Genomic DNA, 13,610 nt, shown 5'->3' with positions numbered 1-13,610 from the left:
ACGGCCCATGCCGAACAAAAAGGGTCGCGCAAGCGGCCCTTTCTGCTGTAAAATAATAACGCGGGGTGGAGCAGCCCGGTAGCTCGTCAGGCTCATAACCTGAAGGCCGCAGGTTCAAATCCTGCCCCCGCAACCAAATCTTACCATAATACACATACTCAAAAGCTCGCCATTCCGGCGGGCTTTTGACGTTTCTAGACCTCGGTCGAGGCACGGCTGCGGTAACCGGAAGCCCCGGACCGTAAAAACGGTCGGGGCTTTGCTGCTTTTGGCCAAATGGCGTGGCCGACACGAGAAATGCGAGAAGGTCACACAAGCCGGCCAAGCGATGATGAATTAGTCGACCTGCCCACATGCCCCTACGAGTGTCTGAACCACGTCCTCGCCGCGACAGATGAGGCGTGCATAATCCTCAGATCAACCCATTTATCGGTTCTTAAGCAAAGAATGACAGTTTGGCTCCGATCGGTGGTGGGGGTGCATTCGTGGTAAATGGTTTGATGTCGCGGGTTCGCATTCAGACGAAGGTGCTGGTACTTTTGGCGCCATTCGTCATTAGCCTATGCGCAGTGGGGCTGACGGGCTACTACGCGGCCAGCCTTCTCGAAGGTCGGATGGAGATCTCCAACCATGTTTTGCAGTCTCTGAACGGGTTCAAACATGTTTCTTCCAGCATGACCGGCTTTCTGATGAAGCCGTCGCAGGAAGCCCGTGATACCGCGCTTGCGGAGGCCCGAGAGCAACTGGCAAACCTGAAGCAGACGATCGAGAGCCTAAGGCCGACGACCGATGTGGGGCTTCTTGACCGCGCGCTCGATCAATCGCAAATCATCCCGCAAAAGATCGAAGCGATCTGGCAAATCGAAACGGGGCAGCAGAAAATTCTCAGTGATGTTGACGCTGCTTCCGCGGCACTTCTTGATCTGCAAGGGCAGGTTGGCAAGCGCTCGTTCATGCTGATGGCTAGCGCGAAAAAGACGGAAAATGCTAACAAGGGCGGTCTGAACAATTCCGTCTCCGTCAGCGCCGCCGCCAGTGTCGCGACAAAACTTCGCAATGACTATACGAATGCGACGACGCCGGCTGACAAAGTTAGCCTGTTAGCCAAATACGCGCCCGATTTGCAAAAGGCAAAGGAGCAGCTTTCGCCTGCAGTCGCGACCGACAAACAAGCCCTCGCCGCGCAGTATGCCGCTGCTGTGGACGCCATCGCCAACGCTTCGAAGGTGTCGCTGGACACTTTGGATGTCCCAACAACGGATGCCACCGTTGCCAATCTTGCTGCAACTGGCGACAGTCTCAAGACGATTGGCGACGATCTGATGCGGACCTCCGTGCTCGCGCTTGCCGCGTCGGACAAGGATATCTCGCAGGCGACGAATGTCGGCAACGAACTGCGCGCCATCGTTAACAGCAATAATGAGATCCGCGTCGGCTTCGCCGAACTCGCCGGCAATCCAGACGACGCGCGAGTGAAGAAAGTTCAGCAGTCGATCTACATGTATCAGACCGAGCTCGGCCGTCTTGCCGGCATGGTGAACGACGACCCCGTCTTTGCCGAAATTCCGAAGAAGGCTCAACCCGTCCTCGATCTGCTTGCAGCAAACGCGGCAGCGCTCTCCGAAGGTGCGGCGCGCAAGCTGGCTGAATTTGATAGCGCTGCGGCGCAGATCGACAACACCTGGAACCTGCTTGCTCAATTCGCCGAGACGCAAAGGCAAAATGCTGGGCAGGATCGTCAACAGGCGAATAGGATATCCGGTGGCGCCATTGTGTTCGGCATCCTGATCGCTATGACCGCCGGTGCCGCGCTGGTCATCACCCTGAAGGGACCGATCACCCAGATTACCGCAGCGATGCGCAAGATCGCAGAGGGAAGGCTCGATACCGCAATCACCGGCGAGGCACGGGGCGACGAAATCGGGGAAATGGCGCGCGCGCTTTCCGTCTTCAAACAAAACGCGCTGTCGAATGTCGAAATGGAACAACAGGCCGAGATCGCGCGTAATGATGCGGAATCTGAGCGCGCCCGCAACGAACTCGAGCGGCGTAGCGCCAAGGTCCAGGTTGACGCTGCAATCGAGGCTCTTGCAGAAGGGCTAACGCGGCTGTCGCGCGGGGAGTTGAATTTTTCGATCGATACGCCGTTTGCCTCCGAACTCGACCGGATCCGCACCGATTTCAACATGTCGGTCGCGGGTCTCAAGGAGACGCTCTGCGATATCCGCGAGACGTCTTCCCTCATCAGCGACAATGGCCGGCAGATGGCGGAAGCCGTTGATGACCTGGCCAGCCGAACGGAAAAGCAGGCGGCCGCACTTGAGGAAACAGCAGCGGCAGTGGAGGAGATTTCTTCCGCCGTCAACACCTCTTCAGGACGGGCAGCAGCAGCGCTTGCGCTTGTCCAACGCGCCAAACAGGGCGCCGACGCCTCGGCCTCCGTGGTCCAAAACGCCGTTTCGGCCATGGGGCGGATTGAGGACGCGTCCGGCCGGATCGTTCAGATTGTCAGTGCCATCGACGCTATCGCTTTCCAGACCAATCTCTTGGCCCTAAATGCCGGGGTCGAGGCGGCAAGAGCGGGTGAGGCCGGCAAGGGCTTTGCTGTCGTGGCGCAGGAGGTGCGGGAGCTGGCGCAACGATCGGCTCGCGCAGCCAAGGAAATCGGCGAGCTCATCAACAATTCCGTCCGAGAGGTTGCGTCCGGCTCCGAATTCGTCGGCCGCACCGGCGATGCGCTGATGGAGATTTCCAGCGAGATCGTCCACATTGTCGGTCATATCGAGCTCATCGCCTCGTCAAGTCGCGACCAAGCGACGACACTCCATTCGATCAACGCATCGGTGAACGATATTGATCGTATGACGCAGCAAAATGCGGCGATGGTGGAAGAGACGAATGCTGCCACCAGACAGCTATCGTCCGAGGCGCTTGCACTTACCGACATGATTGCGCGCTTTCGGCTTGAAGGCCACGAGAGCGCGGCTTCAAGAGGGTACCAGACTGCGGCATGAGGGCAGCATGTATTCGCAGTGAGATGCATGATTCCGATCAGCAGGCTGATGAGTAATACGTTTCCCTTGATCAGTTTTCAGGCGCACGATAGTTGCTAAAATAGCAATCTTCTAATATACGTGGAGCCGGCGTTTTAATATTTCCGCAGCGGCAAGCAACGTCCCTCCAACTGACGGGCGTTTATTATCTTATTCAGTAGGGCGTTCGATTTTATGAAGTAGATTAAAGATTTATAGGGGGAAGGAATAATGCGAAAATGGGCATCTTCTCTACTGACGGCTCCGCATGGAAGGCGTCGTCTTCTGTTTGCTATCTCGGGATTGCCAGCGTTCTGCGCAGTGGTGCTCTCAGCTGGTGTCGCGTTCGCGCAGGCGCCGACTGAAGAGCAGCGCAATGCGATCAAGGCGGAATGTCGCTCCGATTTCATAGCGCAATGTTCAGGGGTGACACCGGGCGGCATCGAGGCGCTCACTTGTCTGCAACAGCATAATGCCACACTGTCGGCGGGCTGCCGGAAGGCGGTGTCGGCGGTGAGCAAACCCAAGTCGACATCCGCGGAGCCCGCCCCGGCTGCGTCCGCAACCACTTTGGCGACCACACCCGTACCGGCGACGGCCGCACCGACGCAGGCGCAGCGCAACGCCGCCAAATCGGCCTGCCAACGCGATTTTATGGCGCAATGCTCTGGTGTCACACCGGGCGGCACCGAGGCACTCCGCTGCTTGCAACAGCACAATGCCGCTCTATCGGCGCCGTGTCAGCAGGCCGTTGCGGCCTTGGGAGGATCAGCCGGGGGAGGATCAGCCGGATCAACCCCAGCCAGCGGCGGTGCTGCTGCGACGGTTGCGACCACGCCTGCTCCTCGGGCCATGATGCCGGCCTTCTCGCCGCGCGAGGAACTGATGATTCTGCGCGAAACCTGCGGATCGGATTTTCAGGCTCTGTGCCGCACGGTGCCTTTGGGCGGAGGACGGGCTATCGCTTGTCTTCGGGACAATTTGCAACACGTGTCGCCTGCATGCCACCGGGTGCTGACCTCGGGACTATAGCGTCTGTTCGAAACTTGCGCTGTGAAGAGACCTCAGCAGAAACCTGCCTCCGCGTGAAACCGCAGGTGATTGCGCGACAGGCTGTTGCAACAGCCTTACTGAACCTTCGGCATCTCCGCCTCCGCGACGGCCGCGGTCTTTATGCGCCCTTTCCAATATTCCTCGAGGCGCTGCAGCAGGACGTAGAAGGACGGTACGAAGAGCACGGCGAGGCAGGTCGAGGCGATCATGCCGCTGAAGACCGATATGCCGATCGACTTGCGGGCGGATGCGCCGGCGCCTGTCGCCAGCACCAGCGGCAGGACACCGAGAATGAAGGCGAAGGACGTCATCAGAATCGGCCGGAAACGCAGGCGGGCGGCCTCGACGGCGGCATCCAGAATTTCCATGCCTTCCGCCCGCTTTTCCCGCGCATATTCGACGATGAGAATGGCATTCTTCGATGCAAGCGCAATCAGCAGGATGAGGCCGATCTGCGTATAGAGATTGTTGGCAACGCCCGCTGCCGTCAGGGCCGCCACCGTGCCGAGGAGGGCGAGCGGCACGGCAAGTATGACTGCCAGCGGCAAGATCCAGCTTTCATATTGGCCGGCGAGCACGAAATAGACGAGGAGCATGGCGAGCGCGAAGACGAAATAGATCTGCCCGCCCACGGCCTTCTCCTGATAGGACAGCGCCGTCCATTCGAAGCCGGCGCCCGGCGGCAGCGTTCGATTGGCAATCTGTTCCATGACATCGAGCGACTGGCCCGAACTGAAGCCGGCGGCCGGCCCGCCAACGATTGTTGCTGAGGGGTAGAGATTGTAGAGGCTGATCAGGGAGGGGCCTTGCGTCGTCGTGACATCGACGACCGTGCCGAGCGGCACCATTGTCCCGTCACCGGCCTTGACCTTCAGATTGCGAATGTCATCCGGGCTGACCCGGAAATCGGAAGCGGCCTGCGCATAGACCTGGAAGGTGCGGCCGAATTTGTTGAACTGGGTCACATAGCTCGAGCCGACGTAGCCGGAGAGCGCCGAGAAAACCTRACCCACGGTAACCCCCAATGTCTCCGCCTTGATGCGGTCGACGGCGACTGCGAGTTGCGGCACGTTCGAGCGAAAAGGCGTGCTCAGCCTTTGCAGCGACGATTGGGCACTGCCGTTCTTGACGATCGTATCGGCAAGCGATTGCAGCAGCGGGTAGTCGGAAATGCCGTTCTTGATCTCGACCTGCATGGTAAAGCCGCTGGCATTGCCGACGCCCTGGATCGGAGGCGGCACGACCACCAGCGTCTTGGCGGCGAGCACCCTTTGCAGCGCGCCGTTCAGATGCTGGTAGATCGACAGCAGATCCTCCCCCTTCTGCTTGCCGCGCTCGTCCCAATCTTTCAGCACGACATAGGCCACGCCGGCATTCTGCAGGCTGGCATTGTTGTCGAGAACGGAAATGCCGCTGATCGTCAGCACCTGATCGACGCCAGGTGTGGCTTCGGCGATCTTGCCGACCTCGTTCATCACGGCATCGGTGCGCTCCTTCGAGGCACCGTCAGGCAGTTGTGCACTGATCAGCACGTAACCTTGATCCTCGACGGGCAGGAACGCGGTCGGCAGACGGGTGAGGCCCCAGACGGCGACCCCGATCAGGACAGTTGCCGCTATGGCCATGACACCGGCGTGGCGGGTCATCGATCCGATCAGCCCGGCATAGCCGCGTTCGCCTTTGTCGTAGACCCTGTTGAAACCGCGATAGAAGACGTTGCGTTTCTCGGGCGGGACCGGCGGCCGCAGCCAAAGGGCGCATTGCGTCGGTTTCAGCGTGACGGCATTGATGGCGCTGATCAGCGCCGTGGCGGCGATGACGAGGGCGAATTGCCGATAAAGCTGTCCGGTCAGGCCGGGCAGGAAGGCGGCCGGAATAAAAACGGCCATCAGCACCAGCGTAATGCCGATGACCGGACCGAGGAGTTCCTCCATCGCCTTCTCGGCCGCCTGTCGGCCGGAGAGGCCCGCCTCGATGTGGCGGGCGACACCCTCAACGATGACGATGGCATCATCGACGACGATGCCGATGGCGAGAACGATGGCAAACAGCGTCGACAGGTTGACGGTGAAGCCCAATGCCGCCATGGCCGCGAAGGCGCCGATGATGGTGACCGGAACTGTGGTCGCCGGCACGAGCATTGCCCGCCAATCCTGCAGGAAGACGAGAATGACGATGAGAACGAGGACGCCGGCTTCGATCAAAGTGACATAAACCTCGTCGATGGATGCCTTGACGAATTTCGTCGTGTCAAACGGTACGTGATATTCAAGGCCCTGCGGGAAGCTCTTCGAGAGCTCCTGCATTTTTGCGCCCACCTCCTGCGCCACCGCAATGGCGTTGGCCTCCGGCAACTGAAAAATGCCGATGCCGGCCGCCGGCCGGCCGTTCTGCATGAAGGACTGGCTGTACGTCTGGGCGCCGAGTTCGACGCGGCCGATATCGCGGATGCGCGTGACGCGGCCGCCTTCCCCGCTTTCGACCTTGACGATGATGTTCTCGTAGTCGGCAGCCTCATTCAGCCGGCCGTTGACATTCAGCGTGTATTGAAAGATCTGCCCCTTCGGCACCGGCGGAATGCCGATCTGGCCGGCGGTGACCTCCTGGCTCTGCTGCTGCACCACGTTGACGATATCCTGCGGTGTCAGACCGCGCGCCTGCAGCAGGTTCGGGTCCATCCAGATACGCATAGCATACTGGCCGGCACCGAACACGGTGACGTTGCCGACACCCGGCAGGCGGGCGAGTTCATTCTGCAGATTGATGACGGCATAGTTCGACAGGAAGAGGCTGTCATAGCGGCTGTCGGGTGAGGTCAGGGTGACGAAGCCGAGAATCGCCGTCGATTTCTTTTGTGTCGTGACGCCTTGAACCTGCACCGCTTCGGGAAGCGATGACATGGCTATGGCGACGCGGTTTTGCACCAGAACCTGCGCTTGATCGGGATCCGTTCCGATGGCAAAGGTCACTGTCAGCGAATAGGTGCCGTCGCTGGCGCTCGTCGACTGCATGTAGAGCATGTCCTGCACGCCGTTGACCTGCAGCTCGATCGGCAGGGCGACGGTATCGACGAGGGTCTTGGCGCTGGCACCGGGAAAACGCGTCGTCACCTGCACCGTCGGCGGAACGACATTCGGATATTGCGCCACTGGCAATTGGAACAGGGCTACCGCGCCGATGAGCACGAAGACCAACGCCAGAACGTTGGCGAGTACCGGTCGCTCGATGAAGAAGCGCGAGATCATGCTGTTGTCCTTAGACGGTCAGATGTAGCATGGTGGCGAATTCATTGCGTGGTGGTGGTCTTTGCCTTGGTATCGCCGGCGGCAGCTGCCGGCGGGTTCATTTCCATCTTCTCGGGCGTGACCTTGCTGCCGGGGATGGCCTGCTGGATACCTTGTGTTACGACCCAGTCGGCCGGATCGAGGCCGGAGTCGATGACACGGAGCGAACCTTCACGCTGGCCGGTCTTGACCTGTTTCTGCTCGACGACGTCGTCCTTACCGAGAACGAGCAGGTAGCTGCCCAGCTGGTTCGTTCCGATCGCATCGTCGCGCACTAGCAGAGCCTTGTCGTTATGGCCGACCGGCACCCGAACGCGCACGAAGAGACCGGGCAGCATGGCGCGGTCCTTGTTGTCGAACAGGGCGCGTACCTGAAGCGTGCCTGTGGAGGCATCGAGCTGCGGCGATACATAATCGAGATGTCCCTTGTGTGGGTAGCCTTCTTCCGTCTGCAGGCCGAGCTCTGCCGGGAAACTCGGAAGATCCGTCTGCTTGAAGGTGTGTCCCTGCTTTGCCAGCGTTTCCTTGATCATCAGCACCTGTGTTTCGCTGACGTTGAAATAGGCATAAAGCGGATCCGTCTGAACGATGCTGGCAAGCTTGGTGGGGCCTGATACGCCGACAAGTGCGCCGATATCGACGAGGTGATCGGTGACGGTACCGTCGAAGGGGGCAAGCACTTCAGTATATCCGAGGTTGATCGTCGCGAGATCGAGATTGGCCTGAGCGTTGAGGATGGACGCATTCGCCTCGTCGAGCGTCGCCTTGGCGCTATCGACGGCGGTCTGCGTGGTGACTTGTTGCTTCGACAGATTGAGCTGTCGGTCGTATTCCTGTTGCGCGCCGACCTGAGACGCCTGTTGCGAGGCGAGCGATGCCTTCGCCTGATCCAGTTGCGCCTGATAAGTGTTGCGCTCAATTCCGAAGAGCTTGGTGCCCTTCATCACCGTCATGCCGTCCTGGTAGTCGATCGATTGGACGTAGCCTTGGACGCGCGCCTCGATATCGACGGAATTGAGTGGTGCCGTATTGCCGGTGAGTTCGAAATAGAGCGTCACCGGTTGCTGGACCGGCTGGGCGACTCGAACCGGAGGTGGAGGAGGGGCAACGTAAGTGTTGCCGCTTTCCTCACAGCCAGCGAGAATTGCAATGCCGGCGAGCACCACAGACAGGTGCAGACCCTGATACAATCTCACACGCATTGCCGCCGCCCCGATGTTTACGAGCCTACTGCAGTAATTTCAAAGATCTACAGCGTCCTTTGCGCGTCTGAAAAGACGCGCGGCGCTGTAGTCTTCATGCGTGCCTCGGCGGAGACGGCCCCTCTCCGAAAAGTTCCGGGCATGCGATATTATGTCGCGGCATCGCTAAAAATTGCAATAGCTGCTGGTGCACAATTAAACTGTGTCGAAGCTCATCCTCGACGGACGCCATGATGTGGCTAGGGTTTCCCGAGGCGCTCTATAGCGGACCGCAAAGGCGCATCCGAAACATGGACCAGCCCGACATATGGATTGGCCATATCCGAAACCAGGAAGATCGCGCCCGCGACAGATAGGGCGCAGACGAACAGAATTGACAGCACCGTCGGATTGGCCGGCGCCTGCAGTCCGAAGGTCGCAAAAAGCAGCGAGAGCCAACAGACGAGAACGGTAAGGAAGGCCCAGGGCAAACCCTCTTTCCCGGATTCGACCAGCAGCCAGTGGGTTTCGGCCACCATGCCGCTTACCTCCAGAGCACGGGCCTGGAGAGCGCGCTGCGCCGCATCCTTCGGTGCCAGCGATCGAAGGTCGCTTTGAACCGTCTCTATATCCTGATATTCTCCCACGGCCTTGCCGGATGTCTCGTCGGTGGTTTCGGCAGTCCAGCCGCGGCTCAGCCGTTTCTCGATGAGTTCACGCAGTAATTGACGCGCATTGTCGGTTTCCGGCCCGTATTGCGCCATGACGCGGTCAAGCAGCAGTATCCGTGCGGCTGCCGTTCTCATCTCCACTTCGGCATTGTCATAGGACGACTTGGCGGATGCGATCAGAAGGCCGAGCGCCAAGGCCGACAGCGTTCCCACTACTGCGGTCGCCAGCCTGATGACGTCCTTGGATTCCGCATTGAGATGGTGATTGGGCAATCGGGCACGCACGATCAATMCTGTCGACGTCGCCGTCGACAGAAAAACAAATACAAGCCCGCCAACCAACAGTGAGTCCACGGCCGGTCTCCATTCGCCATGTAGGTCCTGCAGCCACCGCGATTGCTTGCAAGCTATGCAAAGCCCCCCTCATCATAGCTGAAGACAGACCAAGCGCGGAACTCTTTACTTTCCTGATCTCGCGCGGCCGCCACCGGGCGGGTTTCATTGCTGGAATATCAGCAACACGTAAGCCAGGAAAAGCACCAGATGGACAGCGCCTTGCATGAGATGCGTGCGGCCGCTGGCAAAGGTGATGATGCTGACAGCAAGAGTGAGCAGGAGCATCACCAGATCTCCATGCTCCAGGCCGAGTGTCACGGGGTGTCCGTAGAGCTGACTGACAACGAGCATCGCCGGCACCGTCAGCCCGATCGTCGACAGCACCGAACCAAGGAAAATGTTGACGGAGCGCTGAAGATTATTGGCGATGGATGCACGCACGGCGCTGATTGCTTCAGGCGTCGCGACGAGGATGGCCATGACAACACCGCCAAATGCGGTTGGAGCATGCAGGGTTTCGATAATGTAATCGATCGGCCGGGCAAGCTGTTCGACTAGAAAGACGACAGGACCCATATGGGCGAAAAGCAGAATGGCATGAGGCCAGACCGGTCCATGTCGAGGGACACGTTCGCTGATGCGCTCGTGACGGTTGCTGTCGTCGGTGAAATAGTCCCGATGGCGGCCGGCCTGAAGAAACAGAAACGTAGCGTAAAGGCCGACCGATATTATACCCAGTATCAGTTGTCTCGGTGCAGATGGATGCTGTCCGTCCGGCCCCGCAAGAAATGTCGGCATCACCAGGCTTAGGGTCGCCAGCGGTACGATGACCCCGAGATAGGCGTTGGCGCCCTGCAGGTTATGCTGCTGTTCCGGTCGCCGCCATGCGCCCAGCAGCAAGGACAGGCCGACCATGCCGTTCAGGATGATCATGACGACTGCGAACAGGGTGTCGCGCGCAAGCGTGGGATTGTTCTCGCCRTGAAGCATGACGGCTGATATTGCCATCACCTCGATCGAGGTGATGGCAAGCGTCAGAATGAGCGTGCCGTAGGGCTCCTTCAGCCGCTCAGCCAAATGATCCGCGTGCCGGACAACCGACAGAGCGGAGCCAAGGACGGCAGCAAACAGCCACGCGAAAACGACAGTGAACCAAAGCGGATCGGAAAGCTGCCCGAAGAGCTGCTCCTGGAAAACAAAAAACGCCAAGCTCGTCGCGACGCTGACGCCCAGGAACCATTCCTCGCGTATCAGGCTGTTTGCGCCGACGGCGCGCAATGCCGGGCCGTCCGTCATTGAAGCCACCCGTCTTCCGTCAAATGTCGCCGCAATGCGATCATCAAAACCATTGTGTCCGCCCACTGTCTCCTGCCCGTCCCATGAGCAGGCCGAGACGAGGCTGCCTTAAGGCGAACCGAACCTCAAGCCAGATCGTGTGTCACTGACTAAAACTTGCAGGTGTCTCTATTCTCATCATCCATTGTTTCCTGACAGGGACTGCTAAAACAGAGGGCAAGACGAGGCCCGGCGAACGCGCGGCGCGGGCGGTTGTAGTGCGTTGCGGCGGCTGCTCACGCCGCGTCTTCGATTATTCGCGGCCGGTCGCCGGGATTGCCGCGCCGGTCACGACAGCTGCTGCCGGCGAAATCAGGAAGGCGATGAGGCGGGCGATCGATTGCGGCGATACCCAGCCGTCCGTCTTCGCATCGGGCATGGCCGCGCGGTTCTCAGGCGTGTCGATCGTGCCCGGCAGGATGCAGTTGGCGGTGATGCGGTCGTCGCGGCATTCGGCAGCGATCGCCTCGGTCAGCCGGATGACGGCGGCTTTGGAGGCGGCGTAAGCGGCCTGCTTGGCGCCGGCCTTCAGGCCGGGTGCGGCGGCGATATGAACGATGCGGCCGTAGCCCGCGGCCTTCATGGTCGGGAGAACCGCGGCGCTGATCGTCAAGGCAGTGCGGGCGTTTGCGGTCATCATCGTCTCCCACTGCGCGGGTGCCTCCGGCCCGACCGGTCCCATCTGGAAACCGCCGACGGTGTTGACCAACGCGCTAACGCCGCCGAAGCGCTTCACGGCCCGGGCGACAGCGGCGGCGCAGGAGGCATAATCGGTGAGATCCGTTCCCGCGATCGACAGAAATTCGGTGGAAGCTGGAAGATCGCCGGCCAAGGCTTCCAGCTCATTGCCCGAACGGTTCATGCAGACGAGTTTTGCGCCGGCGCTGGCAAGCTCGCGGACAACGGCGCTGCCGAGGTTGCCGCCGGCTCCCGTCACGATCACGGCTTTCTGTTCGTTCATGGCAATCGATCTCCTGACGGTGCCCGCGCTGGACGCTGCCCACATTGTTGATCCAGGCTGCGCGGCAGCGCAAGCCCGCCGCCCCGGACAAGGTCAGATGTTTGCGGAACGGCCCGCGGAGCTATCCGCGGGCCGTTCGTCCTTGATCGTCTGTCGGACCTGATTTCAGTGATACTTCGCCCGTTCGCGGCCGAGGATGACGGGCGCGTCGAGGCCGGCAATGGGACGGGTGACATCTGCCGGGATGTCGCCGGTGAGCTGCAGGTCGAGATAGCGAGCGCAGCAGACCCGCAGGAAGGACGTGAAGTTGCCGAGATCGTGGCCGGCATCGATCGATTCATGATGCAGCCGGGTGATCAGCTGGACGACATTCATGCCGTCGCGCCGGGCGATTTCCTCCAGCTTTGCCCAGAAGAAGTTTTCCAACCTGACGCTGGTGACCATGCCGTCGATGCGCAGCGACCGGGTGGCGCTTTCCCAGAGCCGAGCATCGGCCTTGATGAAGAGTTCACACATATCGTCCTCCCCAGTGCAGCCCTCCTCAGGCGGCGTTGGTTTCGAGCAGTGCTGCGGCATCGAGCACGGCCATGAACTGGCGCAGCCACGACGGATGCGCCGGCCAGGCGGGCGCCGTGACCAGATTGCCGTCCGAGACTGCATCGGTGATTGCGATATCGGCATAAATGCCGCCGGCAAGTTCGACTTCCGGCCGGCAGGCGGGATAGGCCGAGCAGGTTCGGCCCTTCAGCACACCGGCAGCGGCAAGCAGCTGCGCGCCGTGGCAGATGGCGGCAACGGGTTTTCCGGCGTCGAAGAAGTGCCGGACGGATTTGATGACGTCGGCGTTGAGGCGCAGATATTCGGGCGCACGGCCGCCGGGAATGACGAGGGCATCGTAATCTTCGGCGCGCACGCTGTCGAAGGTGGCATTCAACGCGAAATTATGGCCGCGTTTTTCGGAATAGGTCTGGTCGCCCTCGAAATCATGGATGGCGGTGGCGACGGTGTCGCCGGCGTTCTTGCCGGGGCAGACGGCGTCGACCGTGTAGCCGCAGGCAAGCAGCGTCTGGAACGGCACCATCGTTTCGTAATCTTCGGTGAAGTCACCGGTGATCATCAGGATCTTTGAGGCTGGCATCGTTTCCTCCCTTTGAAACCAACTGGCGGAGATTAGCAAAGAGCTGCTGCGAGCAGGTACTATGGGAATACTACAGGCGAAATTCCCACCCGGCGGGCGACAGCATCAGACCGCCCTGACCTTGACATCAGGCACTGCGCAGGCCTCGCCGCCGCCGAAGAGGCGGGAACGAGTCAGGAAGCGTTTCTCACGGCCGTTGTCGAGCGAGAACATGCCGCCGCGGCCGGGCACGACGTCGATGATCAGCTGTGTATGCTTCCACGCCTCGAACTGGCTGGCGCTGATATAGACCGGCACGCCGCCGATCTCGCCGAGCCTGACGTCGCTGTCGCCGATCAAGAATTCGTTAGCCGGATAACACATCGGCGAGGAGCCGTCGCAGCAACCGCCGGACTGGTGGAAGAGGATATCGGGATGATCCCGCTTTATTTCTGCGATCAAATCGAGAGCTGTGTCGGTTGCGAGAACACGCGCTTCGCCGTTGACGGTGGTTTCCATGGCTGCCTCCAAAGTTTTGGGGGAGAACTCCCCTCCCCAACCCCTCCCCACAAGGGGGAGGGGCTAAGCTGTGGCACCGGCTGGCAAAACAACAAGCCGGCTGCATATGCTGCGCCTCAAG

At 60.3% G+C, this 13,610-nt stretch carries 10 protein-coding genes and 1 tRNA gene; 3 read left to right on the top strand and 8 right to left on the bottom strand.

Annotated elements, in window-relative coordinates; all coding sequences use genetic code 11:
• Positions 1 to 59 precede the first annotated feature (59 nt).
• From AC1ECN_RS31000 to AC1ECN_RS30990, 3 genes are all read left to right on the top strand, one after another.
• Positions 60 to 136 (top strand) — tRNA-Met (locus AC1ECN_RS31000).
• 349 nt (positions 137 to 485) lie between these two features.
• The gene (locus AC1ECN_RS30995) at positions 486 to 3,014 is read left to right on the top strand and encodes a methyl-accepting chemotaxis protein (protein ID WP_130673161.1); all 2,529 of its coding nucleotides are present in this window, start codon (positions 486 to 488) and stop codon (positions 3,012 to 3,014) included.
• Positions 3,015 to 3,263: 249 nt separating this feature from the next.
• On the top strand, positions 3,264 to 4,064 hold the full coding sequence (locus AC1ECN_RS30990) for a hypothetical protein (protein WP_130673160.1): 801 nt from the start codon (positions 3,264 to 3,266) through the stop codon (positions 4,062 to 4,064).
• Positions 4,065 to 4,159: 95 nt separating this feature from the next.
• On the opposite strand, the gene AC1ECN_RS30985 is transcribed toward AC1ECN_RS30990, so the two are convergent.
• From AC1ECN_RS30985 to AC1ECN_RS30950, 8 genes are all read right to left on the bottom strand, one after another.
• Positions 4,160 to 7,330, bottom strand: coding sequence for an efflux RND transporter permease subunit (locus AC1ECN_RS30985; RefSeq protein ID WP_477955071.1), 3,171 nt, complete (start codon positions 7,328 to 7,330; stop codon positions 4,160 to 4,162).
• A 41-nt stretch (positions 7,331 to 7,371) separates the two neighbouring features.
• A complete protein-coding gene (locus tag AC1ECN_RS30980; RefSeq protein ID WP_018068172.1) occupies positions 7,372 to 8,571 on the bottom strand; it encodes an efflux RND transporter periplasmic adaptor subunit in 1,200 nt (399 codons plus the stop codon).
• A 239-nt stretch (positions 8,572 to 8,810) separates the two neighbouring features.
• Positions 8,811 to 9,575, bottom strand: coding sequence for a bestrophin-like domain (locus AC1ECN_RS30975; RefSeq protein WP_477955069.1), 765 nt, complete (start codon positions 9,573 to 9,575; stop codon positions 8,811 to 8,813).
• A 144-nt stretch (positions 9,576 to 9,719) separates the two neighbouring features.
• A complete protein-coding gene (locus AC1ECN_RS30970; protein WP_018485506.1) occupies positions 9,720 to 10,853 on the bottom strand; it encodes a calcium:cation antiporter in 1,134 nt (377 codons plus the stop codon).
• Positions 10,854 to 11,145: 292 nt separating this feature from the next.
• Positions 11,146 to 11,853, bottom strand: a complete 708-nt coding sequence (locus tag AC1ECN_RS30965; RefSeq protein WP_018068175.1) for an SDR family NAD(P)-dependent oxidoreductase — start codon at positions 11,851 to 11,853, stop codon at positions 11,146 to 11,148.
• Between the two features lie 165 nt (positions 11,854 to 12,018).
• Entirely contained in the window at positions 12,019 to 12,369 is a 351-nt protein-coding gene (locus tag AC1ECN_RS30960) for a ribbon-helix-helix domain-containing protein (RefSeq protein WP_018068176.1), read from the bottom strand.
• A 25-nt stretch (positions 12,370 to 12,394) separates the two neighbouring features.
• Positions 12,395 to 12,991: a DJ-1/PfpI family protein gene (locus tag AC1ECN_RS30955; protein ID WP_024323808.1), complete on the bottom strand. Its 597-nt coding sequence runs from the start codon at positions 12,989 to 12,991 to the stop codon at positions 12,395 to 12,397.
• Between the two features lie 105 nt (positions 12,992 to 13,096).
• Positions 13,097 to 13,489: a DUF779 domain-containing protein gene (locus tag AC1ECN_RS30950; protein WP_130673158.1), complete on the bottom strand. Its 393-nt coding sequence runs from the start codon at positions 13,487 to 13,489 to the stop codon at positions 13,097 to 13,099.
• Between the last annotated feature and the right edge of the window lie 121 nt (positions 13,490 to 13,610).

This window comes from Rhizobium sp. 01N447_2 (genome assembly GCF_056399245.1).
The sequence above is the reverse complement of the archived record's forward strand: the minus strand, read 5'-3'. Positions and strand labels throughout refer to the sequence as shown.

What these genes read in the sequence shown, in the direction of transcription:
- AC1ECN_RS30990 (WP_130673160.1), top strand. Translation starts at nt 3,264, where the DNA reads ATGCGAAAATGGGCATCTTCTCTACTGACGGCTCCGCATGGAAGGCGT.
- AC1ECN_RS30980 (WP_018068172.1), bottom strand. Translation starts at nt 8,571, where the DNA reads ATGCGTGTGAGATTGTATCAGGGTCTGCACCTGTCTGTGGTGCTCGCC.
- AC1ECN_RS30965 (WP_018068175.1), bottom strand. Translation starts at nt 11,853, where the DNA reads ATGAACGAACAGAAAGCCGTGATCGTGACGGGAGCCGGCGGCAACCTC.
- AC1ECN_RS30960 (WP_018068176.1), bottom strand. Translation starts at nt 12,369, where the DNA reads ATGTGTGAACTCTTCATCAAGGCCGATGCTCGGCTCTGGGAAAGCGCC.
- AC1ECN_RS30955 (WP_024323808.1), bottom strand. Translation starts at nt 12,991, where the DNA reads ATGCCAGCCTCAAAGATCCTGATGATCACCGGTGACTTCACCGAAGAT.
- AC1ECN_RS30950 (WP_130673158.1), bottom strand. Translation starts at nt 13,489, where the DNA reads ATGGAAACCACCGTCAACGGCGAAGCGCGTGTTCTCGCAACCGACACA.